The sequence below is a fragment of the Pseudomonas sp. X4 genome (assembly GCF_040784925.1).
In the GTDB taxonomy this organism is placed as follows: Bacteria; Pseudomonadota; Gammaproteobacteria; order Pseudomonadales; family Pseudomonadaceae; genus Aquipseudomonas; species Aquipseudomonas putida_Z.
The window spans coordinates 5,452,475-5,474,934 of record NZ_CP160798.1 but is presented as its reverse complement, the minus strand read 5'-3'; the positions used below and the strand labels follow the sequence as shown (position 1 = coordinate 5,474,934).

The following is a 22,460-nucleotide window of genomic DNA, read 5'->3' as shown; positions in this document are numbered from 1 at the left end:
GCATGGCGACCGTGATGAAGAAAGTGGACGCGGTAATCGTGGGCTTCGGCTGGGCCGGCGCGATCATGGCCAAGGAACTGACCGAGGCCGGGCTGCAGGTGGTGGCCCTGGAGCGGGGGCCGATGCAGGACACCTACCCGGAAGGCAGCTACCCGCAGGTGATCGACGAGCTGACCTACAGCGTGCGCAAGAAGCTGTTCGTCGATGTGTCGAAAGAAACCGTCACCATCCGCCATGGCATGAACGACGTGGCACTGCCCAATCGCCAGCTCGGTGCCTTCCTGCCGGGCAAAGGTGTAGGTGGCGCAGGCCTGCACTGGTCTGGCGTGCACTTCCGGGTAGACCCGATGGAGCTGCGCATGCGCAGCCACTACGAAGAACGCTACGGGCGCAAGTTCATCCCCGAAGACATGACGATCCAGGACTTCGGGGTCAGCTACGAAGAACTGGAACCGCACTTCGACTTTGCCGAAAAGGTATTCGGTACCTCTGGCCAGGCCTGGACCGTCAACGGCCAGGTCGTTGGCGAAGGGAAGGGCGGCAACCCCTATGCGCCGGACCGTTCCAGCCCGTTCCCGCTGCCTTCGCAGAAAAACGTGGTGTCGGCCAGGCTGTTCGAAAAGGCGGCGGCCAGCCTGGGCTACAAGCCCTACAACCTGCCCTCGGCCAACACCTCCGGCTCGTACACCAACCCGTACGGGGCGCAGATGGGGCCGTGCAACTTCTGCGGTTTCTGCAGCGGCTACGTGTGCTACATGTACTCCAAGGCCTCGCCCAACGTGAACATCCTGCCGGCGCTGCGCCAGGTGCCGAACTTCGAATTGCGGCCCAACGCCCATGTGCTGCGGGTGAACCTGGACGACAGCAAGCGCAAGGCCACCGGGGTGACCTACATCGACGCCCAGGGGCGGGAAGTGGAGCAACCGGCGGACCTGGTGATCCTGGCGGCGTTCCAGTTCAACAACGTGCGCCTGATGCTGCTGTCCGGCATCGGCAAACCGTACGACCCCATCAAGAACGAAGGCGTGGTCGGGCGTAACTTCGCCTACCAGAACATGGGCACGGTCAAGGCGTTCTTCGACAAGGACACCTACACCAACAACTTCATCGGCGCCGGTGGCAACGGCATTGCCATCGATGACTTCAACGCCGACAACTTCGATCATGGCCCGCACGGTTTCGTCGGTGGCTCGCCGATGTGGGTGAACCAGGCCGGCACACGGCCGATTGCCGGCGGCGCCACCCCGCCTGGCACACCGGCCTGGGGCAGCGCCTGGAAGAAGGCCACCGCCGATTACTACACCCACCAGGTTTCGATGGACGCCCACGGCGCCCACCAGTCCTACCGTGGCAATTACCTGGACCTCGACCCGACCTACCGCGACGCCTACGGCCAGCCGCTGCTGCGCATGACCTTCGACTGGCAGGAAAACGACATCAGGATGAACCAGTTCATGGTCGACAAGCTGAGCAAGATCGCCCAGGCGATGAACCCCAAGACCATTGCCGTGCTGGGCAAGAAGGTCAAGGACCACTTCAACACCGCCAGCTACCAGACCACCCACCTGAACGGCGGCGCGATCATGGGCACCGACCCGAAAACCAGTGCGTTGAACCGCTACCTGCAAAGCTGGGACGTGCACAACGTGTTCGTTCCGGGGGCTTCGGCGTTCCCCCAGGGGCTGGGCTACAACCCGACCGGGCTGGTGGCTGCGCTGACCTATTGGTCGGCCCGCGCCATCCGCGAGCAGTACCTGAAAAACCCTGGCCCGCTGGTCCAGGCTTGAGGAGCGATGCGCATGAAGACAATGTTGATCGCAACCCTGCTGGGTGCCAGCGTGGCTGCACAGGCTGCGCCGAATGACGATGCGCAGGTGCGCCAGGGCGAGTACCTGGCCCGCGCCGGCGACTGCGTCGCCTGCCATACCGCCAAGGGCGGCAAGCCGTTCGCCGGTGGGCTGCCGATGGAGACACCGATTGGCACGGTGTACTCCACCAACATCACCCCGGCGGCCAGTGGTATCGGCCAGTACAGCTTCGAAGACTTCGACCAGGCGGTGCGCAAGGGCATCGGCAAGGACGGCAGCACCCTGTATCCGGCCATGCCATACCCGTCCTATGCGCGCGTCAGCGAGCAGGACATGCAGGCGCTGTATGCCTACTTCATGAAGGGCGTGGAGCCGGTCGAGCAGCCGAACAAGGCCACCGACATCCCCTGGCCGCTGAGCATGCGCTGGCCGCTGGCGGTCTGGCGCGGGTTGTTCGCGCCAGAGGCCAAGCCCTGGCAGGCGTCGGCGGCGGCCGACCCGGTGGTCAACCGCGGTGCCTACCTGGTCGAGGGCCTGGGGCACTGTGGCGCGTGCCATACGCCGCGGGCGCTGACCATGCAGGAAAAGGCACTGAGCCCACAGGATGGCGAGCAGTTCCTGGCTGGCAGTGCACCGCTGGAAGGGTGGATTGCCAAGAATCTGCGTGGCGACCACAAGGACGGCCTGGGTAGCTGGAGCGAAGAGCAGCTGGTGCAGTTTCTCAAGACTGGCCGTAGCGACCGCAGCGCCGTGTTCGGTGGCATGAGCGACGTGGTCGAGCACAGCATGCAACACATGAGCGACGCCGACCTGACCGCTATCGCCCGCTACCTGAAGACGTTGCCGCCGAGCAACCCTGACGACCAGCCGCACGTGTACGACAAACAGGTGGCGGATGCGCTGTGGAAGGGCGACGACAGCAAGCCCGGGGCTGCGGTGTACATCGACAACTGCGCGGCCTGCCACCGTACCGATGGTCAGGGCTATACCCGCGTGTTCCCGGCCCTGGCCGGCAACCCGGTGGTGCAGACGGCAGATGCCACATCGCTGATCCACGTGGTCTTGGCGGGGGGCACAGTGCCGGCGACGCACGCGGCACCGTCGAACTTCACCATGCCGGCGTTCGGCTGGCGCCTGAGTGACCAGGAGGTTGCCGAGGTGGTGAACTTCATTCGCACCAGTTGGGGTAACCAAGGGGATGCCGTCACCGCCAGTGACGTGAAAGCCCTCCGTTAACCGCATCCCTCTGTCTGCACCCCCAATCCACTGTGGGAGCGGGTTTACCCGCGAATGCGTCGGCACATTCAACATCGCATTCGCAGGTGAACCCGCTCCCACAGGGTCTTGCGTTTATTTATCTATATATATCAGTTAGTTAAAGCGTATTCTTATTGCATTTACTACGCATGAATATCGCACACCCGACCAACGGCATGTTGACGAACGCGTGCGATTTTGCTGTATTGAAACCGGTTTCATCGCTATCACAACAATCATAAGGACAGCCCATGACCGACGCGCCTGCCCAGGCCCGCGAACGGGTCACCATCAGCGAAGTAGCGCGTGTCGCTGGCGTTTCCAAGGCCACCGTCTCCCGTTACATCGGCGGTGACCGGCAGTTGCTCGCCGAAGCCACCGCCAAGCGCCTGGAAGAGGTCATCGAGCGCCTCGGTTACCGCCCCAACCAGATGGCCCGTGGCCTGAAGCGCGGCCAGACGCGCCTGATCGGCATGCTGGTGGCCGATATCCTCAACCCCTATTCAGTGGCCGTGATGCATGGCGTGGAAACTGCCTGCCGCCAGCACGGCTACAGCCTGGTGGTGTGCAACACCAACCGCGACGACGAGCAGGAGCGTCACCACCTGGTGGCCCTGCAGTCCTACAACGTCGAAGGGCTGATCGTGAACACGCTTGGCCATCACCCCGGCGAATTGCTCAACCTGCAGCGCGACATCCCCATGGTGCTGGTCGACCGCCAGTTGCCCGAACTGAATGTCGACCTGGTGGGCCTGGACAATGCCGACGCGGTCGAGCAGGCCCTGGACCACCTGCAGGCGCAAGGCTACCGCGACATCCTGGCGGTAACCGAACGCCTCGATGGCACCAGCTCGCGGCTGGAGCGGGTGCAAGCGTTCGGCACATCGATCAGCCGGCGCCCCGGCATGCGCCAGCAAGTGCTGGAAATCGGCGCCGGGCTGGATGACCAGCTGGCTTCGTTCCTCGCCGGCAGCGGCCATGGCCCGCAGGCCATCTTCACCTTCAACGGTGTCGCCACCCTGGCCGTGACTCGGGCCCTGCACCAGGCAGGGCGCAACCTGTTCGCGGACGTCGGGCTGATCGCTCTCGACGACCTCGACTGGTACCCCTTGGTCGGCACTGGCATCACTGCACTGGCCCAGCCCACCGAGCGTATCGGCGTGGCAGCATTCGAGAGCCTGCTTGGCCGCCTGCGCGGCGACAGCGGGGCAGCCCGGCGCCTCGACTTAAAGGCCGAGCTGATCATCCGAGGTTCAACCCAGCCACAGTAATCACAGGCAGGCACCTGCGTGCCTGCTGTCATCAAAAAATGAAACCGGTTTCATAAGGACAACAACAATGCACTCGAACCCCGTTTCCATCAGCCTCTCCAGCTACGGTGCCGACTTTGTCCGGCAACGTGGCCAGGAGCAGTTCCTTGACCTGCTGGCTGCCGCTGGCGTTACCCGCGTGGAACTGCGCGAAGAACTGTTCACTCGTGCGCCGGACACTGCAGCGCTGGCTGCAGCCATTGCCGCGCTGCGCCTGGAGTGCCTGTACTCCACACCCCTGGAGCTGTGGACCGCACAAGGCGAGCTTGACCCGCAATTGGCGCAAAAGCTGGAAACCGCCCGAGCCCTTGGCGCGGTAGCGCTCAAGGTTTCCCTGGGCCACTACCATGCGGGCTGTGACGTCGCGGCCTTGGCGACGCTGTTGCCGGCGCACGGGCCGTTGCTGCTGGTGGAGAACGACCAGACCGCGCAAGGTGGACGAATCGAACCCATGCAGCAGTTTTTCCAGCGTGCCGACGAGCTCGGGCTGAGCCTTGGCATGACCTTCGATATCGGTAACTGGCAGTGGCAGGGCGAGCCTGCCCGGCACGCCGCACGCCAGCTTGGCCGCTGGGTGCGCTATGTGCACTGCAAGGCCGTGCAGCGCCGGGCCGATGGCCGCCTGGTAGCCGTCCCGCCAGAGACTGCGGACCTGCAGGAGTGGGCTGAGCTCATGGCCGAGTTCACCCCCGGCGTGGTGCGTGCTGTCGAGTACCCGTTGGTGAGCGACGATCTGCTGGCGCTGACCCGTGCCCAGGTGCGCGACCTGGCGGCGCTGGGGCAGGGCGTATCGAGTGAGGAGCTGAGCCATGCATGAGCATGACGTGCTGTGTTTCGGCGAGACCATGGCCATGTTCGTCGCCGAGCAGGCCGGCGACCTGGCCAGTGTCGGCCAGTTCGGCAAGCGCATCGCCGGCGCCGACAGCAACGTGGCCATCGGCCTGGCGCGGCTGGGCTTCAAGGTCCGCTGGCTGAGCCGGGTAGGCGACGATTCGCTGGGCCGTTTCGTGCTCGACAGCCTGCGCCGCGAAGGCCTGGACTGTTCCGGCGTCGAGGTGGATGCCAGCTACCCCACCGGCTTCCAGCTCAAGGCCCGCTGCGATGACGGCAGCGACCCGGCGGTGGAGTACTTCCGCCGTGGCTCGGCGGCCAGCCGGCTGTCACCGGCGTTGCTGCGCCCGGGCTCTCTGCAGGCCCGCCACTTGCACGCCACCGGCATCCCGCCGGCGCTGTCGGAGGGCTGCCGGGCGCTGTCGCATGCGTTGATGGATGCCATGCGTGCCGCCGGGCGCAGCATCTCGTTCGACCCCAACCTGCGCCCCTCGCTGTGGCCTGACCAAAGCAGCATGGTGCGCGAAGTCAATGCCCTGGCGGCCAAGGCCGACTGGGTTCTGCCAGGCCTGGAAGAGGGCCGCTTGCTGACCGGCCAGCACACCCCGGCGGACATCGCCGCGTTCTACCTCGACCAAGGGGTGGAACTGGTGGTGATCAAGCTGGGCGACGCCGGTGCCTACTTCCGCAGCGCCAAGGGCGAAGGCCAGGTTGCGCCAGTGCCGGTCAGCCATGTGGTGGACACCGTTGGCGCCGGCGATGCCTTTGCCGTCGGCGTGCTCAGTGCGCTGCTGGAGGGCCACCCGGTAGCCGAGGCAGTGGCGCGTGGCAACTGGTGCGGCAGCCGCGCCGTGCAATCGCGTGGCGACATGGAAGGGCTGCCGCTGCGCCATGAGCTGCAAGCCCACGACCTGCGCAGAAGCGCGTGAACACTTGACCCCGAAACACCTGTTGCAACAAAAACAACAAGCTCAGGAGAAACGAACCATGCAAAGCCAAAGCCTGGCACCTCGCCGCTGGTGGTACATCATCCCGATCGTGTTCTTCACCTATAGCCTGGCGTACCTGGACCGCGCCAACTACGGGTTCGCCGCCGCTTCCGGCATGGCTGAAGACCTGCACATCACCCCCGCACTGTCTTCGCTGCTGGGGGCACTGTTCTTCCTTGGTTACTTCTTCTTCCAGGTGCCTGGCGCCATCTACGCTGAAAAGCGCAGTGTGAAGAAGCTGATCTTTGTCTGCCTGATCCTCTGGGGCGGCCTTGCCACGCTCACCGGCGTGGTCAGCAACGTCTACATGCTGATCGGCATCCGCTTCCTACTCGGAGTGGTGGAGGCGGCGGTGATGCCGGCCATGCTGGTGTACCTGTGCCACTGGTTCACCCGCGCCGAGCGTTCGCGCGCCAATACCTTCCTGATCCTCGGCAACCCGGTGACCATCCTGTGGATGTCGGTGGTGTCGGGCTACCTGGTCAAGCATTACGACTGGCGCTGGATGTTCATCATCGAAGGCCTGCCCGCGGTCATCTGGGCGTTCTTCTGGTGGCGCCTGGTGGATGACCGCCCGGCCCAGGTGAACTGGCTGAGCGAGCAGGAGAAGGCCGCCCTGGAGCAGGCGCTGGCTGCCGAGCAGCAAGGTATCAAGCCGGTGAAGAACTACCGCGAGGCGTTCCGCTCGCCGCAGGTGATCATCCTTTCGCTGCAGTACTTCTGCTGGAGCATCGGTGTGTATGGCTTCGTGCTGTGGTTGCCGTCGATCCTCAAGCAGGCGGCCAACCTCGACATCGTGCAGGCCGGCTGGCTGTCGTCGGTACCTTACCTGGCGGCGGTGCTGGGCATGGTCGGTGTGTCGTGGGCGTCCGACCGCCTGCAGAAGCGCAAGCGCTTCGTCTGGCCACCACTGCTGATCGCCGCCGTTGCGTTCTATGGCTCGTACGCCCTGGGCAGCGAGCACTTCTGGCTGTCGTACGCGTTGCTGGTGGTAGCCGGCGCCTGCATGTACGCACCCTATGGCCCGTTCTTCGCGATCGTGCCCGAGATCCTGCCGGCCAACGTTGCGGGCGGTGCCATGGCGCTGATCAACAGCATGGGCGCGCTGGGCTCGTTCGGTGGCTCGTGGCTGGTGGGTTACCTCAATGGCGTCACGGGCGGGCCCGGTGCCTCCTACCTGTTCATGTGCGGTGCGCTGCTGGCCGCGGTGGCGCTTACCGCCGCACTCAATACTTCCCAGACATCCGGCCGGGCCAAGCGCGGCAACTCGCGCCTGGCCATGAACCATTAGGAACCTGTGCAATGAAGAAGCGAATCGTCCTGTACAAACGCCTGTCCGACGACTTGATGGCACGTCTGCAAGAGCGCGTCGAGGTGACCTGGGTGGACACCTCCGGGCCCGATGGCCTGGCGCGCCTGCGCGACGCCTTACCGGGGGCGCACGGGCTGCTGGGGGCCAGCCTGCGCCTGGACGCCAGCCTGCTCGACCTGGCGCCACAGCTTGAAGTGGTGTCCAGCGTTTCGGTCGGCGTGGACAACTACGACATCGCCGAGCTCAGCCGGCGTGGCGTGATGTTGACCAACACCCCCGACGTGCTGACCGAAACCACCGCCGACACGGGCTTTGCCTTGATCCTGGCCACCGCCAGGCGGGTTGTGGAGTTGGCGAACTGGGTGCGAGACGGGAACTGGCAGGCCAACCTCGGCCCGGCGCATTTCGGCAGCGATGTGCACGGCAAGACGCTGGGCATCGTCGGCATGGGCCGCATCGGCGAGGCCCTGGCCCGGCGTGCCGCGGCCGGCTTCGGCATGCGTGTGCTGTATCACAGTCAGCGTGCCAAGCCTGAGGTGGAGGCGCGCCATGCGGCGCGTCAATGCAGCCTGGATGAGCTGTTGCAGCAGGCGGATTTCGTTTGCCTGACCGTGCCGCTGAGTGCCAGCACCGAAGGCCTGATCGGCGCGCGGGAGCTGGCGCTGATGAAGCCACAGGCAATCCTGGTGAACATTTCCCGCGGGCGCGTGGTGGATGAGCCGGCGCTGATCGAAGCGTTGCGTGCTCGGCGCATACGCGGCGCCGGCCTGGATGTGTTCGTGCAGGAGCCGTTGCCGGCGCAGTCGCCGTTGTTGCAGCTGGACAACGTGGTGGCGACCCCGCATATCGGCTCGGCGACCGAGGAAACCCGCCAGGCCATGGCGCGCTGTGCGGTGGACAACCTGCTCAGTGCGCTGGCTGGTGAGCGCCCGGCCAACCTGGTGAATGGCTAAAGCCAGATCCACAAACCTGCGCGGCCCCTGTGGGAGCAGGTTTACCCGCGAAGCAGGCAATGCGGTGAATGGCACCGGCTACGCCGGTGTTCGCGGGCGCGCCCGCTCCCACAGGTACGGCACATTCCTTCGGCTGGTGGAGTCCCTGTGGGAGCGGGTTTACCCGCGAAGCAGGCAATGCGGTGGATGGCACCGGCTGCGCCGGTGTTCGCGGGTAAACCCGCTCCCACAGGTACCGCGCATTCCTTCAACTGGTGAGGCCCCTGTGGGAGCGGGCATGCCCGCGAAGCAGGCGACGCGGTGGATGGCACCGGCTACGCCGGTGTTCGCGGGTAAACCCGCTCCCACAGGTACCGCGCATTCCTTCAGCTGGTGGGCATCCTGTGGGAGCGGGCATGCCCGCGAAGCAGGCGACGCGGTGGATGGCACCGGCTGCGCCGGTGTTCGCGGGCGCGCCCGCTCCCACAGGTATGGCGCATTCCTTAAGCTGATGAGGTCCCTGTGGGAGCGGCCTTTTGTCGCGAAAGGGCTGCAGGGCAGCCCCCGGAGTCAATGCGATTCTGAACGCTGCGCCTGCGCTGGCGCAGCACTCTCCACCGGCTCCAGCGGCGGGTGCTCCTGCGCCGCATGCATCAGGTCTTCGGTCACCCGCAACTCGGCACCGGTCGGCGAGAAGGTGGTCGAAGCGGTGAACGGGGCCGGGTGCTCTGCCGCCGGGCGCTTGCCACGGCGCCACATGAAGAAGCACACCATGGCCAGGTTGACCACGGCAAAGGCCCAGAACAATCCGGCCTCGCCAAACTCGGTCATCATCGGCGAAATCGCCACCGGCGCCATGGCCGAACCCAGCGAGTTGATCAGCAGCAGGCCCTGGATCATCGGCACCAGTGCATCCGATGGCGCCCGGTCGGCCGCATGGCTGACCGCCACCGGGTACAGGGTGAACACGCCACCACCCAGCAGGAACAGCATCGCCGGCAGCAGGATCGAGTCCGACGGCAGGAACACCGTGACCAGCGACAGCAGCACGCAAAGCGCGGCCAGGGCGATCAGCACATCCTGGCGGTCCTTGCGGTCGGACCAGCGTCCGACCGGGTATTGCAGCAGCATGGCACCAAGAATTACCCAGGCCATCATGTTGCCGACCTCGCCCACATCCAGGCCGATGCGCTGCAGGTACAGCGGCAGCAAGGCATAGATGCCGGCAATGGCCACACCCGAACCGAAGCAGCCGACCAGGCCCGACGGCGCAACGCCCAGCAACTGGCGCGGCTTGAGCGGTTCGACCTGGTCCAGCAGCGGCGACACCCGCGGCAGGATCACGATGGGCAGTACCGACAGGGCGGCGAGCACGCCGGCCAGCATGAACGGTGCGGTGTCACCCATGTGGGTGATTTCGCCAAGGCCGGCCTGGGCGATGACCCCGGCGCCGTAGAAGGCGATCATGTACAGCGCCAGCAGGCGGCCGCGGATCTTGGCGTCACCGGCCAGCAGCAGCCAGCTTTCGATCACCAGGAACACGCCCACCGCCGCCCAGCCGTTGATCAGGCGCAGCACCGACCACCAGGTGACGTCGTAGAACAGGCCTTGCAGCAGGATGGTCACGGCGATCAGCGAGGCGAAGCTGGTGTAGGCGCGGATATGGCCGATGCGCAGGATCAGCCGGTCGTTGAAGATGGCACCCAGGGTCAGGCCGATGAAGTAGGTCGAGGAAACCACACCGATGGTGGTGGCCGACTCGCCGGCAGCGCCCAGGCGCAGGGTGGTAAGGGAAGACATGAAGCCGTTGCCCAGGGCAATGATGAACAGCCCGAGCAGGGGCGCCAGCGCCATGGCCAGCAAACGCGGAGACATAGGTACCTCTAGTTGGATGAGCGGAATGAGCGCCTTTTCGGACGCGCACACCGGCTCGACCCGAACGGGGCCGAGGGGCTGCACGGATGTGCCTGGGCTGGATGCGACGCTGCCGGTTGCCACCGTTCAAGGCGACGGGCGAAAAGGAAGCGCGATTCTACGGGCTTGCGCGGTTTTGCCCAAGGGGCTTGGGTGTGCGACGAGACGCCGCAGTCTGTGGGCGACACGAATGCGTCTTGGGCGGACATCCCGGGGCCGCTTTGCGGCCCAATCGCCGGCAAGCCAGCTCCCACCTCGACTGCATCGACCTCAAGCATTGTGCAGTACCTATGGGGGCCGGCTTGCCGGCGATTGGGCTGCAAAGCAGCCCCGGCAATCCCGCAGACTGCGGCATAATGCGGGGCTCACCCCCAAGGAAGGCCCCCATGTTCGCTTCGCTGTTCGCAGTCCTGGCCCCGGTATTCATCGTCGCCGGCATCGGCTATGCCTGGGCCCGCAAGGGCCTGGACTACCCCACCGAATTCATCGCCCGGGTGGTGATGACCGTCGGCACCCCGTCGCTGGTACTGTCCACGCTCAGCCGCACCGAACTGGACCCGACCGCCTTCACCAGCATGGCCATGGCCTGCCTGCTGTGCACCCTGGGCATGGCCCTGGCCGGCTTGTTGGTGTGCCGAGCTTCGGGCATGCACTGGCGTGTGCTGTTGCCGGCGTTCATGTTCCCCAACACCGGCAACATGGGCCTGCCGATCAGCCTGTACGCCTTTGGCGAACACGGCCTGGCCCTGGCCGTGGCGTTCTTCCTGACCCTTTCGATCGTGCAGTTCACCCTCGGCATGGCCATTTCCGGTACTGCGGCTTCGCTCAAGGCACTGCTGCGCAACCCCATCGTGATCAGCCTGGCCGGCGCCATGCCGATCATCTTTCTCGATTTCGAGTTGCCGCGCTGGCTGGCCAATACCGCAGACCTGCTGGGCGGCATGACCATCCCGCTGATGTTGCTGACACTGGGTGTGTCGCTGGCCAGCATTCGCCTGCGCCATGTGGGCAGCGGCATGCTGCTGGGCGGTTTGCGCATTGGCCTGGGGGCTGCCGTGGGCTGGGCGGTAGGTGCGGCGCTGGGCATGGGCAGCCTGGAGCGTGCGGTGCTGGTGGTGCAGTCGGCGATGCCGGTGGCGGTGTTCAACTACCTGATGGCGGTGCGCGCCAACCGCGAACCGGAGCAGGTGGCGAACCTGGTGATGTGCTCTACGGTGCTGTCGTTTGCCTGGTTGCCGGTGGTGCTGGCTTGGTGGATGTAAGTCTGTACCGGCCCTTTCGCGGGTAAACCCGCTCCCACAGGTACTGCGCAGGTCTCAAGGCCTGTGATGGACCTGTGGGAGCGGGTTTACCCGCGAAGAGGCCGGCCCGGCAAACGGCTATTTCTCCTGCAACCGCCACCCCTGGCTGGTCAGCACCATCGCCCGGGTTTCCTTGAGCGGCGTGTCATTGCTGGCCACCGCCTTGCCCAGTTCGGCAATGCTGGCCTTGACCCCGTCGTCCCCGGCCCACGCCGGTAACCCGGTAATCTTGTAGGCATAGGTCACATTCGACATCTTCTGCCCGGTCGCCTCGCTCGGCTCACTGAACTGCTCGATGGCGGTGACCTGCGCCTTGCCGAAGCACAGCCCGTTATCGGCCTTGTAATACTTGCGGCCTTCGTCGGTGAGGTCATAGGCGTAGTAGATGTCCGTGCGTGCCGCTTGCCACAGGCGGGCGGGCACCTCGGTGCGCGAGATCTCCTTTTCGCTGACCACACCTACCTGGGCCAGGGCATGCAACGCCTTGTTGGTGCCATGGAGGTCGAAGTCCTGGGTCTTGGTCGGGAATGAACTGATGACGAAGCAGTGCGGGTACTGGGTATCGAGGTAGGCCTGGGCGGCCTTCTGGAAACTGGCCTCGCTGGTGTCCTCGCTGTTCGAGCAACCGGCCAGGGTTGCCAACAGCGCCAGCGGCACGATCTTCCTGTACATGGTGACACTTCCTTGAGTGACAAAGGCAAACGGGTCGTGCGCGATTAGAACCTACGGGCTAGAGCGGCGCAATCATGGCAAGACGGCATCTCTGCATGATCTTCGCTGGCCTCTTCGCGGGTAAACCCGCTCCCACAGGTATTGCACAGTTTTCAAGACCTGTGGTGAACCTGTGGGAGCGGGTTTACCCGCGAAGAGGCCAGTGGTAACAACATCAATCCTGGCTGCGAGTATCGATACTGACCACCACCGACATCCCCGGCCGCAAGCGCCGAGCCTCCGGCTGGTCGGCATCCACGGTGATCCGCACCGGTATGCGCTGGGCAATCTTGACGAAGTTGCCGGTGGCATTGTCCGCCTGCAGCAAGGCGAACTCCGAGCCGGTGGCTGGTGATATCTGCTGCACGTGCCCATGCAGCTTCAGGTGGTTCAGCGCATCCACGGTGAAACTCACCGGCTGGCCGATGCGCACATCGGCCATCTGGGTTTCCTTCATGTTGGCGATCACCCACAGGGTGTCGGGCACCAGCGCCATCAACTGCGCACCGGAATTGACATAGGCCCCCAAGCGCGTGCCGATCTGCCCCAGCTGGCCGTCGCGCGGGGCGGTGACGCGGGTATTGTCGAGGTCGATGCGGGCCAGTTCCACGGCGGCCTTGGCGTTTTCCACCGAGGCCTCCAGCGCGGCCCGGTTGACCACCACCGTTTCGCGGTCCTGGCGGGCGATTTCCAGTGCCGCCTTGGCCTGGGCCAGGCTGGCGACCGCTGCGGCTTCGCTGGCCCTGGCCAGGTCCAGGTCGCGCCGCGACACCGAGCCATCGCTGACCAGCGCCTGGTTGCGGCCGAGGTCGGCCCTGGCCTTGGTTGCCTGGGCGGCGGCATCGCCGATGGCCGCCTGGCGCTGGGCAATGGTGGCTTCGGCGCTGTTGCGCTGCTGCAGGTTGTTGGCCAGGGCCGCCTGTTGCTGCTGCAGCTGGGCGATGGCCTGGGCCAGGCGTTGCTTGTAGATGCGGTCGTCCAGTTGCACCAGCAGGTCGCCGGCTTTGACGAACTGGAAGTCATGCACCGGCACATCGACGATATAGCCGCTCAGCTGCGGCCCGATGATGGTCACCTGGCCGCGCACCAGGGCGTTCTCGGTGCTTTCGATGGCACTGCTGAATGGCGGCAGGCGCCAGGCATACAGCACCAGCAGGATGCCGGCCAGGGCCACGCAGGCGAAGCTGATCGACGACAGGATCCGCACCCGCCGCGAACGCACCGGGCTGGTCGGCTCGCTGGGCGGCGTGGCGCCTTCCGGGGTTTCGGCGATGGCAGTGGTGGTCGTGGTGCGGGTGTCGTCGGTCATCGGGTGGGCGCGCCGGGGGTGGAGTCAGGGGAAATGGCCCGGCGTTTGGTGTGCCAGAGCCAGGTGCTACGGATACAGATCCAGATCATGGTCAGAATAGCGATGCTGCCGATCAGCACGAACACATCGTTGTAGGCCATGATATTCGCCTCGCGGGTGGCGGCACTGGCCAGCAGGCGCATGCCGGCTTCGCTGCGCAGGGCCGGGTCGGCGATGATGCCGCCGTAGCCGGCACCGCCACTTTGCACGCGCGCCGTGACCAAGGGTTCCAGGTAGCTGAGGCGGTCCATCAGGTGGCTGGAGTGGAATTTTTCCCGCCAGGTCTGGAAGGTGCCCAGCAGTGCCGCGCCAATCAGGCCGCCGAGGTTGTTGCAGATGCCGAACAGCACCGAGAAACTCACCAGGTTGCGCGGGTTGGCGCGCACATGGCTGATGCCAAGGGCCATGGACGGGCCGAGGAAGAAGGTGCTGCCGAACGCCAGCAGGAACTGGCTGAGGTACATCTGTGCGGGGCGGGTGAGGTTGCTCGAACTGCTATCCATGAAGGCGCCGGTGGCCATGGCCAGCAGCGAGATGAACAGCGGGATCACCAGGTGGTTGGGGTTGATGGTGAAGGCACTGCTGGCCAGGCCGGCCACCGCGCCCAGCAGCATGACCGCGTACAACGTGCGCATCTGCTCGCTGCCCAGGTTCAGCGCCTGCAGGAAGCCGACTGCCCCGGTGGACTGCTCCGAGGTGACCATGCGGATCAGCACCACGCACAGGGCCAGGCGAATGATCGCGCCGCTGCCCAGCCAGCGGGTCATCAGCAGCGGGTTCTGGCGGTTGTGCTCGATGGCCAGGCCGCTGAAGATCAGCGCGATGGAGGCCGCCAGGGCCATGCCGATCCAGGGCGCCTCCAGCCACCAGTCGATACGCCCGAGTGACAGCACGGCGCACAGCAGGGCGGTGCCGCTGGCCATCAGCGAGAAGGTGAGAAAGTCCAGCGGCTCGAAGGTCTTGAAGCGGTCACCGGGGGGCAGCTTGAGCATCAGCACGCAGCCCAGCGCGGCCAGCGCCAGGCCCAGTTCGAACAGGTACAGGCCGCGCCATTCGGCGATCTGTAGCAGGTCTTCGGAGAAGATCCGCGCCAGCGGCAACGCCAGTTGCGAGGCGCCCAGGCCAAGCACCATCGCCTTCAGCCGCCATTGCGCCGGGAACGCCTGGATCATGTAGTACAGCCCCAGCGAGCTGAGCGCGGCACCGACCATGCCATGGGCCGCCCGCACGGCGATGGCCGAGTTGAGGTCGTTGACCAGCAGGTGGGCGAAGGTGACCAGGGCATAGAGCACCAGGAACACCTCGGTGAACGCGCGCAGGCCGAACTGCTGGCGGAACTTCACCAGCAGCAGGTTGATGGACACGTTGGTCATCACGTAGGCGGCCGGCAACCAGGCCATTTCCGCGGTGGTTGCGCCCAGCGCTCCTTGCAGGAACACAAGGTTGGCGGTGACTAGCGCGTTACCCAGGCCACCGGTGATCGCCACCAGCAGCCCGACCACGCCGTAGGCCAGGCGTTTGACGGGCGTGTGCAGGGGCGTGGAGGGGGAGCCCGGCAGGCTGGGTTTTTCGTGGGGGAGCCACTGGCGGGGGGCGTATTTATCCATGGGGCAGACTGTACTTCAGCGGCCGTTGCAAAAAAACAGTCTACAGCCTGCACCGGCCTCTTCGCGGGTAAACCCGCTCCCACAGGGTCACCACAGATCTTGCAAGCTGTGCGGTACCTGTGGGAGCCAGAGGTTCACCACAGATCTTGCAAAGCTGTGCGGTACCTGTGGGAGCCAGAGGTTCACCACAGATCTTGCAAAGCTGTGCGGTACCTGTGGGAGCCAGAGGTTCACCACAGATCTTGCAAAGCTGTGCGGTACCTGTGGGAGCCAGAGGTTCACCACAGATCTTGCAAAGCTGTGCGGTACCTGTGGGAGCCAGAGGTTCACCACAGATCTTGCAAGCTGTGCAGTACCTGTGGGAGCGGGTTTACCCGCGAAGAGGCCGGTGCAGGCGCTACAAGGCCTTGGCCAGAAACTCCGCCGTGCGGCTTTCAGCACACCCGGCCACCACCTGTGGCGTGCCGCTGACCACCACCTGGCCCCCGGCATCGCCGGCCCCAGGCCCGATGTCGATCACCCAGTCGCTCTGCGCCACCACTCGCATGTCATGCTCGACCACCACCACGCTGTGCCCACCATCGACCAGGCGGTTGAGCTGCACCAGCAGCCGGTCGATGTCCTGCGGGTGCAAGCCGTTGGTGGGTTCGTCCAGTACATACAGCGTCGCCCCGCGGGCCATGCGTTGCAGCTCGGTGGCCAGCTTGATGCGCTGCGCCTCGCCGCCGGACAGTTCGGTGGCCGGCTGGCCCAGGCGCAGATAGCCCAGGCCGATGTCCTGCAGCACCTGCAGGCAGCGCCGCGCCGCTGGCTGTTCGGCGAACACCAGCAGGGCCTGGTCGACCGTCAGCTGCAGCACCTGCGCAATGTTCATGCCCTGCCAGCTCACCGCCAGGGTTTCCGGGTTGTAGCGGGCGCCATGGCAGGTCGGGCAGGGCGCATAGACGCTGGGCATGAACAGCAACTCGACGCTGACGAAGCCTTCGCCCTCGCAGTTCTCGCAGCGCCCCTTGGCAACGTTGAAGGAGAAACGCCCGGCATCGAAGCCTTTTGCCTTGGCCTGTTCGGTGGCGGCGAACAGCTTGCGCACATGGTCGAACAGGCCGGTGTAGGTGGCCAGGTTGGAGCGGGGCGTACGGCCGATCGGCTTCTGGTCGACCTGCACCAGGCGCCTGATGCTGCCAAGGCCCGCGCTCACATGCCCGCCGCTGGCCTGTTCGGGTTCATCTTCCAGGCTCTGCTCTTCGGGCTCGTTGCGTTGGGCGGCATGGCCCAGGTGCGCACCCACCAGCTCCAGCAGCGCCTGGCTGACCAGGCTCGACTTGCCCGACCCGGAAATACCGGTAACGGCGGTAAAGCAGCCCAGCGGGAATTGCGCACTGAGGTTGTTCAGGTTGTTGCGGCTGATGCCTTCGAGCTTCAGCCAGTCGTGGGCCTGGCGTGGTGCGCGCGTGGTCTGGGCCGGTGCACTGAACAGGTAGGCCCGGGTGCTCGACTGCTCGACCTGGGCCAGGCCCGTGGGCGGCCCGCTGTAGAGGATGGTGCCGCCATGCTCGCCAGCGGCAGGCCCTACATCCACCAGCCAGTCGGCGCGGCGCATGGTGTCCAGGTCGTGTTCCACCACATAGACCGAGTTGCCCGCATGCTTCAGGCGCTGCAGCGCCTCGAACAGGGCTTCGCTGTCGGCCGGGTGCAAACCGGCCGAAGGCTCGTCGAGCACGTAGATCACGCCAAACAACTGCGAGTTCAGCTGGGTGGCCAGGCGCAGGCGTTGCAGCTCGCCAGAGGACAGGGTCGGGGTGCTGCGCTCCAGGGCCAGGTAGCCCAGGCCCAGGTCGAGCAGGGTGTCGATGCGTTCGAGCAGTTCGTTGGCGATGCGTTGGGCAGCCAGGCGCTTTTCCAGGGTCAGGTCGTCCTGCTGTTGTGCCAGGTAATCTGCTGCCGCCACCTTGCGGAACACCTCGGCCAGCGCCTGCAGCGACAGGTGCGACAACTCGGCGATATCCAGGCCGGCGAAGGTCACCCCCAGGGCCTCGCGCTTCAGGCGCTTGCCCTGGCACAGCGGGCACGGGCTGGGGCGCATGAACTGGGCAACGCGCTTGCGCATCTGCGCGCTTTGCGAGTGCATGAAGGTGTGCAGCACGTAACGCCGGGCACCCATGAACGTGCCCTGGTAGCTGGGCTCTAGCTTGCGTTTGAGGGCGGCGCGGGTCTGCGCCGGGGTCAGCCCGGCATATACCGGCGCGGTGGGTGTTTCTTCGGTGAACAGGATCCAGTCGCGTTGCGCCTGTGGCAGGTCGCGCCAGGGGGTATCGACGTCATAGCCCAGCGTCACCAGGATGTCGCGCAGGTTCTGCCCCTGCCAGGCCATCGGCCACGCCGCCACGGCGCGCTCGCGGATGGTCAGCGACGGGTCGGGGACCATGGTCGCTTCGTTCACTTCGTAGACCCGGCCCATGCCATGGCATTCCGGGCAGGCGCCCTGCGGCGAGTTGGGCGAGAAATCCTCGGCATACAGCATCGCCTGGCCGGCCGGGTAGTGGCCGGCGCGGGAGTAGAGCATGCGGATCGAACTGGACAGGGTGGTCACGCTGCCCACCGAGGAACGTGCACTCGGCGTGCCGCGTTGCTGCTGCAGGGCCACGGCCGGGGGCAGGCCTTCGATGGCGTCGACGTCCGGCACGCCGACCTGGTCGATCAGGCGTCGGGCATAGGGCGCGACCGATTCGAAGTAGCGGCGCTGGGCTTCGGCGTAGAGGGTGGAGAAGGCCAGCGAGGACTTGCCCGAGCCGGACACACCGGTGAACACCACCAGTGCGTCACGGGGGATATCGACATCGATGTTCTTGAGGTTGTGTTCGCGGGCGCCACGGACGCGGATGAAACCGGTGGGGGTGGTGGGGCGTGGGGGCATGACGCAGTCCTTGGCTTTGGCTGAACAGTGCGCTCAAGGTAACAGCAAAGGCACGACTTTGTGTTCCACCGTGTGAAACCAGATTCGATTGTGCTCCCAGCTTCCTCGCGCTTATCTGTCAGTCAAGCACGACCTGCCTTACCCGTCGTGACCTCAAGGCGAACAACAAGAACGGGAAACCACCCGCGCGAGGAGACTCTACATGTCCCGACATCAGCACATCCTGGCCTGGCTGAACGATGTGGCCAGCGACCTGCACGCAATCCGTCACGATATCCACGCTCACCCGGAACTGGGCTTCGAAGAAAGCCGCACTTCGGCGCTGGTTGCCCGACTGCTCGAAGAATGGGGCTATGAAGTGCACACCGGTATCGGCAAGACCGGCGTGGTCGGCGTACTGCGCAATGGCAGCAGCCCACGCCGCCTGGGCCTGCGCGCCGACATGGACGCGCTGCCCATCCACGAGGCTACCGGCGCCGCGTACAGCAGCCAGCACCAGGGCTGCATGCACGCCTGCGGCCATGACGGGCATACCACCATGCTGCTTGGCGCCGCGCGCTACCTGGCGGCGACCCGGCAGTTCGACGGGACGCTGACGCTGATCTTCCAGCCGGCCGAGGAGGGCCAGGGTGGCGCCGAGGCGATGCTGGCCGATGGTTTGCTGGAGCGCTTCCCTTGCGATGCACTGTTCGGCATGCACAACATGCCCGGGCTGCCGGCCGGGCACCTGGGCTTCCGCGAAGGGCCGATGATGGCCTCGCAAGACCTGCTCACGGTGACCCTCGACGGGGTTGGCGGCCATGGCTCGATGCCCCACCTGACCGTCGACCCGCTGGTGGCGGCGGCCAGTGTGGTGATGGCCCTGCAAACCGTGGTGGCGCGCAATATCGATGCGCAGGAGGCGGCCGTGGTTACCGTCGGCGCCTTGCAGGCCGGCGAAGCGGCCAACGTGATCCCGCAGCAGGCGCTGCTGCGCCTGAGCCTGCGCGCGCTGAACGCCGAGGTGCGGGCGCAGACCCTGGAGCGGGTGCGGGCCATTATCGTCAGCCAGGCCGAGAGCTTTGGCTGCCGCGCCACCCTCGAACACCGCCCGGCCTACCCGGTGTTGGTCAACCATGCCGCGGAAAATGCCTTCGCCCGGCAGGTGGGGGTGGAATTGCTCGGTGCCGAAGCAGTGGATGGCAACACCCGCAAGCTGATGGGCAGCGAAGACTTCGCCTGGATGCTGCAACGCTGCCCGGGCGCCTACCTGTTCATCGGCAATGGCGTATCGCGGCCGATGGTGCACAACCCGGCCTACGACTTCAACGACGACATCCTGCTGACCGGCGCCGCCTACTGGGGCGCGCTGGCAGAGCGCTGGCTCGCGCCCGCCTGACCTTTCCTTTTGACGACTGCCGCTGGAACCCGGGCGCGACCGCGCCTGGGCGATCACCCAATCATTGTGTGGAGTGTTTCCTATGCAGACTTCGAGCACCGGCGTGTCGCGTACCCGGCAAGTGGTCGCCGCCGTCATCGGCAACGCCCTGGAGTGGTATGACTTTATCGTGTACGGCTTTCTGGCCAGCATCATCGCCCGCCAGTTCTTCCCCTCCGACGACGAATACGCCTCGCTGCTGATGGCCCTGGCCACCTTCGGCGTCGGCTTTTTCATGCGCCCGGTGGGCGGCGTGCTGCTGGGCATGTATTCCGACCGCAAGGGCCGCAAGGCGGCGATGCAGATGATCATCCGGCTGATGACCGTGTCCATTGCCATGATCGCCTTCGCCCCCGACTACCTGGCCATCGGCATGGCCGCGCCGATGCTGATCGTGGTGGCGCGCATGCTGCAAGGTTTTGCCACCGGCGGCGAGTACGCCAGCGCCACGGCTTTCCTGGTGGAGAGCGCGCCGGCCCACCGCAAGGGCCTGTATGGCTCGTGGCAGCTGGTGGGGCAGTGCCTGGCGGTGTTCTCCGGGGCGGCGATGGTGGCCCTGGTCACTCACTTGTGCACGCCAGCGGCGCTGGACAGCTGGGGCTGGCGTATCCCGTTCGTGCTCGGCCTGCTGATCGGCCCGGTGGGGCTGTGGATTCGCAAGCACATGGAAGAGCCCGAGGAATTCATCGAGGCGCGCCGCCAGGCCAAGGGCCAGTCGCCCAGCCTGTGGCAGGTGCTGCGTGAGCATCGGCGCAGCCTGTTGGTATCGATGGGCCTGGCCTGTGGCGCGACGGTGTCGTTCTACGTGGTGCTGGTGAACATGCCGACCTTCGCCCACAAGAACCTCGGCCTGCCGCTGGACCAGGTGCTGCTGGTGCAGATGCTTGCGGTTGGGCTGATGACCGTGGTGATCCCGCTGTCCGGGGCGTTGTCTGACCGGCTGGGGCGGCGCCCGGTGCTGATGGCCTTCACCCTGGCGTTCTTCGTCATGGTCTATCCGTTGTATGTGTGGGTGGCTGCCGCGCCGTCGCTGGAGCGCCTGCTGGTGATGCAACTGCTGTTGTGCACCGCCATCGGTGGCTTCTTCGGGCCGGCGCCCACGGCCCTGGCCGAGCAGTTCCCGGTCGAGGTGCGTTCTACCGGTGTGTCGGTGGCCTATAACGTGGCGGTGATGGTGTTCGGCGGCTTCGCCCCGTTGATCGTCACCTGGCTGAGCAAGGTGCTCGGTACCCCGGTGGCGCCATCGTTCTATGTGCTGTTCGCCTGCCTGCTGACACTGCTGGGCACCTATTGCCTGAAAGAAGCCCCGCGCGCGGGCAAGCCTGCCGCTTTCAACCTTGGAGTGAAACCGTGATGCCGCTAGCCATCGACCCCATCGTTGCCCTCGATGCCGAGGCATTGTCCCGGGCCATCCATGCCCGTCAGATGTCGTGCCGGGAGGTGATGCAGGCTTATCTGGCGCATATCGAACGCTTCAACCCGCAGGTCAATGCGCTGGTGTCGCTGCGCCCGGCAGAGGCGCTGTTGGCCGAGGCCGATGAGCGTGACCGCGAGCTGGGCCGTGGCCATTCGCGCGGCTGGATGCATGGCATGCCCCAGGCGATCAAGGACCTGGCCGCCACTGCCGGGCTGCGCACCACCCTGGGCTCGCCGCTGTTCGCCGAGCAGGTGCCCGAGCAGGACGCGATCAGTGTGGCGCGGGTGCGGGCCAGTGGTGCGCTGATCGTGGGCAAGAGCAATGTGCCGGAATTCGGCCTTGGTTCGCAGACTTACAACACCCTGTTCGGCACCACCACCAACGCCTACGACCCGGGCAAGGTGGCCGGGGGCAGCAGCGGTGGGGCGGCGGCGGCGCTGGCCATGCGCCTGCTGCCGGTCGCCGACGGCAGCGACATGATGGGCTCGCTGCGCAACCCGGCGGCGTTCAATAACGTGTATGGCCTGCGCCCGTCGCAGGGCCGCGTACCCCACGGGCCGGCGCCGGAACTGTTCGTGCAGCAGCTGGCCACCGAGGGGCCGATGGGCCGCAGCGTGGTGGATGTGGCGCGGCTGTTGTCGACCCAGGCGGGTTTCGATGCGCGGGCGCCGTTGTCGCTGGGCGAGGGCCGGCGCGATTTTGCCGCCGGGTTGCAGCGCGATTTCCGCGGCGTGCGGGTTGGCTGGCTGGGCGACTACGACGGTTACCTGGCGATGGATGACGGGGTGCTGAGCCTGTGCGAAGCGGCCCTGGCAGACTTCGCCGAACTGGGCTGCCGGGTCGAGGCCTGCCAGCCGGCGTTCGACCTGGCGCGTTTGTGGCAGTGCTGGCTGACCCATCGCCACTTCCTGGTGCACGGCAACCTCGCTGCCGCCTATGCCGACCCGGGCAAGCGCACGCTGCTCAAGCCCGAGGCGCAGTGGGAGGTGGAGGGTGGCCTGCAACTGAGCGCGGCGGTGGTGTACCAGGCTTCGGTGGCCCGCAGCGACTGGTACCGCGCGCTGGGCCAGCTGTTCGAGCGTTACGATTACCTGCTGTTGCCGTCGGCCCAGGTGTTCCCATTCGATGCACGGCAACCTTGGCCAACGGTGGTCGGCGGGCGGGCGATGGACACCTATCACCGCTGGATGGAAGTGGTGATAGGGCCGACCCTGGCCGGTTTGCCGAGCATCAGCGTACCGGTCGGTTTCAACGCTGCCGGGTTGCCCATGGGCCTGCAGATCATCGGCCCGACCCAGGCCGACCATGCGGTGTTGCAGCTGGCCCATGCCCATGAACAGCTCACCCGTTGGGTTGCGCGGCGCCCACCCCAGAGCCTGCAAGCGCCATGAA

16 protein-coding genes are annotated in these 22,460 nt (G+C 65.9%); 11 read left to right on the top strand and 5 right to left on the bottom strand.

The genetic code is table 11. The annotated features are described in order from the left end of the window. Positions 1–2 precede the first annotated feature (2 nt). The 7 genes from ABX298_RS24345 to ABX298_RS24315 all read left to right on the top strand — a co-directional run bounded on the left by ABX298_RS24345 (position 3) and on the right by ABX298_RS24315 (position 8,460). Entirely contained in the window at positions 3–1,787 is a 1,785-nt protein-coding gene (locus tag ABX298_RS24345) for a GMC family oxidoreductase (RefSeq protein ID WP_025339280.1), read from the top strand. A 12-nt stretch (positions 1,788–1,799) separates the two neighbouring features. After that, positions 1,800–3,044 (top strand): cytochrome c, encoded by a 1,245-nt coding sequence (locus ABX298_RS24340; RefSeq protein ID WP_085588584.1) that lies wholly within the window; start codon positions 1,800–1,802, stop codon positions 3,042–3,044. Positions 3,045–3,316: 272 nt separating this feature from the next. Then, positions 3,317–4,336, top strand: a complete 1,020-nt coding sequence (ptxS, locus tag ABX298_RS24335) for a transcriptional regulator PtxS (RefSeq protein WP_367393757.1) — start codon at positions 3,317–3,319, stop codon at positions 4,334–4,336. A gap of 67 nt (positions 4,337–4,403) precedes the next feature. After that, positions 4,404–5,192, top strand: coding sequence for a TIM barrel protein (locus tag ABX298_RS24330; protein WP_075045319.1), 789 nt, complete (start codon positions 4,404–4,406; stop codon positions 5,190–5,192). After that, positions 5,185–6,135, top strand: a complete 951-nt coding sequence (locus ABX298_RS24325; RefSeq protein ID WP_075045318.1) for a sugar kinase — start codon at positions 5,185–5,187, stop codon at positions 6,133–6,135. Before ABX298_RS24330 ends, ABX298_RS24325 begins: the two co-directional genes overlap by 8 nt. Before the next feature lie 58 nt (positions 6,136–6,193). Next, positions 6,194–7,486 carry an MFS transporter gene (locus ABX298_RS24320; protein ID WP_054571847.1) on the top strand — a complete coding sequence of 431 codons (1,293 nt, stop codon included), beginning with the start codon at positions 6,194–6,196 and terminating at the stop codon, positions 7,484–7,486. A gap of 11 nt (positions 7,487–7,497) precedes the next feature. Continuing rightward, a complete protein-coding gene (locus tag ABX298_RS24315) occupies positions 7,498–8,460 on the top strand; it encodes a D-glycerate dehydrogenase (RefSeq protein ID WP_085664766.1) in 963 nt (320 codons plus the stop codon). 549 nt (positions 8,461–9,009) lie between these two features. Here ABX298_RS24315 and ABX298_RS24310 read toward each other — a convergent pair. Continuing rightward, complete coding sequence (locus ABX298_RS24310; protein ID WP_063914168.1) at positions 9,010–10,314, bottom strand: MFS transporter; 1,305 nt, start codon at positions 10,312–10,314, stop codon at positions 9,010–9,012. Between the two features lie 425 nt (positions 10,315–10,739). Between ABX298_RS24310 and ABX298_RS24305 the strand changes: the two genes are divergently transcribed. Continuing rightward, positions 10,740–11,615, top strand: a complete 876-nt coding sequence (locus tag ABX298_RS24305; protein ID WP_025339272.1) for an AEC family transporter — start codon at positions 10,740–10,742, stop codon at positions 11,613–11,615. A 117-nt stretch (positions 11,616–11,732) separates the two neighbouring features. Here the strand turns inward: ABX298_RS24305 and ABX298_RS24300 are convergent, their stop codons facing one another. The 4 genes from ABX298_RS24300 to ABX298_RS24285 all read right to left on the bottom strand — a co-directional run bounded on the left by ABX298_RS24300 (position 11,733) and on the right by ABX298_RS24285 (position 18,234). Then, positions 11,733–12,326 (bottom strand): hypothetical protein, encoded by a 594-nt coding sequence (locus ABX298_RS24300; protein ID WP_025339271.1) that lies wholly within the window; start codon positions 12,324–12,326, stop codon positions 11,733–11,735. A 214-nt stretch (positions 12,327–12,540) separates the two neighbouring features. Beyond that, complete coding sequence (locus ABX298_RS24295; protein ID WP_084785191.1) at positions 12,541–13,674, bottom strand: HlyD family secretion protein; 1,134 nt, start codon at positions 13,672–13,674, stop codon at positions 12,541–12,543. Beyond that, on the bottom strand, positions 13,671–15,320 hold the full coding sequence (locus ABX298_RS24290; RefSeq protein ID WP_075045314.1) for an MFS transporter: 1,650 nt from the start codon (positions 15,318–15,320) through the stop codon (positions 13,671–13,673). Before ABX298_RS24290 ends, ABX298_RS24295 begins: the two co-directional genes overlap by 4 nt. Before the next feature lie 397 nt (positions 15,321–15,717). Beyond that, positions 15,718–18,234, bottom strand: a complete 2,517-nt coding sequence (locus ABX298_RS24285; RefSeq protein WP_286099948.1) for an excinuclease ABC subunit UvrA — start codon at positions 18,232–18,234, stop codon at positions 15,718–15,720. A gap of 202 nt (positions 18,235–18,436) precedes the next feature. Between ABX298_RS24285 and ABX298_RS24280 the strand changes: the two genes are divergently transcribed. From ABX298_RS24280 to ABX298_RS24270, 3 genes are all read left to right on the top strand, one after another. Then, entirely contained in the window at positions 18,437–19,612 is a 1,176-nt protein-coding gene (locus ABX298_RS24280; protein ID WP_025339266.1) for a M20 aminoacylase family protein, read from the top strand. 82 nt (positions 19,613–19,694) lie between these two features. Further along, positions 19,695–21,005, top strand: a complete 1,311-nt coding sequence (locus tag ABX298_RS24275; protein ID WP_015270478.1) for a citrate-proton symporter — start codon at positions 19,695–19,697, stop codon at positions 21,003–21,005. After that, on the top strand, positions 21,005–22,459 hold the full coding sequence (locus ABX298_RS24270; RefSeq protein WP_367394488.1) for an amidase: 1,455 nt from the start codon (positions 21,005–21,007) through the stop codon (positions 22,457–22,459). The genes ABX298_RS24275 and ABX298_RS24270 overlap by 1 nt, the downstream gene beginning before the upstream one ends. Position 22,460: the final 1 nt, after the last annotated feature.

Bases quoted from the DNA above. Each gene is read 5' to 3' on its own strand.
- ABX298_RS24345 (WP_025339280.1), top strand. From the start codon at position 3: ATGGCGACCGTGATGAAGAAAGTGGACGCGGTAATCGTGGGCTTCGGC.
- ABX298_RS24340 (WP_085588584.1), top strand. From the start codon at position 1,800: ATGAAGACAATGTTGATCGCAACCCTGCTGGGTGCCAGCGTGGCTGCA.
- ptxS (WP_367393757.1), top strand. From the start codon at position 3,317: ATGACCGACGCGCCTGCCCAGGCCCGCGAACGGGTCACCATCAGCGAA.
- ABX298_RS24330 (WP_075045319.1), top strand. From the start codon at position 4,404: ATGCACTCGAACCCCGTTTCCATCAGCCTCTCCAGCTACGGTGCCGAC.
- ABX298_RS24325 (WP_075045318.1), top strand. From the start codon at position 5,185: ATGCATGAGCATGACGTGCTGTGTTTCGGCGAGACCATGGCCATGTTC.
- ABX298_RS24320 (WP_054571847.1), top strand. From the start codon at position 6,194: ATGCAAAGCCAAAGCCTGGCACCTCGCCGCTGGTGGTACATCATCCCG.
- ABX298_RS24315 (WP_085664766.1), top strand. From the start codon at position 7,498: ATGAAGAAGCGAATCGTCCTGTACAAACGCCTGTCCGACGACTTGATG.
- ABX298_RS24310 (WP_063914168.1), bottom strand. From the start codon at position 10,314: ATGTCTCCGCGTTTGCTGGCCATGGCGCTGGCGCCCCTGCTCGGGCTG.
- ABX298_RS24305 (WP_025339272.1), top strand. From the start codon at position 10,740: ATGTTCGCTTCGCTGTTCGCAGTCCTGGCCCCGGTATTCATCGTCGCC.
- ABX298_RS24300 (WP_025339271.1), bottom strand. From the start codon at position 12,326: ATGTACAGGAAGATCGTGCCGCTGGCGCTGTTGGCAACCCTGGCCGGT.
- ABX298_RS24295 (WP_084785191.1), bottom strand. From the start codon at position 13,674: ATGACCGACGACACCCGCACCACGACCACCACTGCCATCGCCGAAACC.
- ABX298_RS24290 (WP_075045314.1), bottom strand. From the start codon at position 15,320: ATGGATAAATACGCCCCCCGCCAGTGGCTCCCCCACGAAAAACCCAGC.
- ABX298_RS24285 (WP_286099948.1), bottom strand. From the start codon at position 18,234: ATGCCCCCACGCCCCACCACCCCCACCGGTTTCATCCGCGTCCGTGGC.
- ABX298_RS24280 (WP_025339266.1), top strand. From the start codon at position 18,437: ATGTCCCGACATCAGCACATCCTGGCCTGGCTGAACGATGTGGCCAGC.
- ABX298_RS24275 (WP_015270478.1), top strand. From the start codon at position 19,695: ATGCAGACTTCGAGCACCGGCGTGTCGCGTACCCGGCAAGTGGTCGCC.
- ABX298_RS24270 (WP_367394488.1), top strand. From the start codon at position 21,005: ATGCCGCTAGCCATCGACCCCATCGTTGCCCTCGATGCCGAGGCATTG.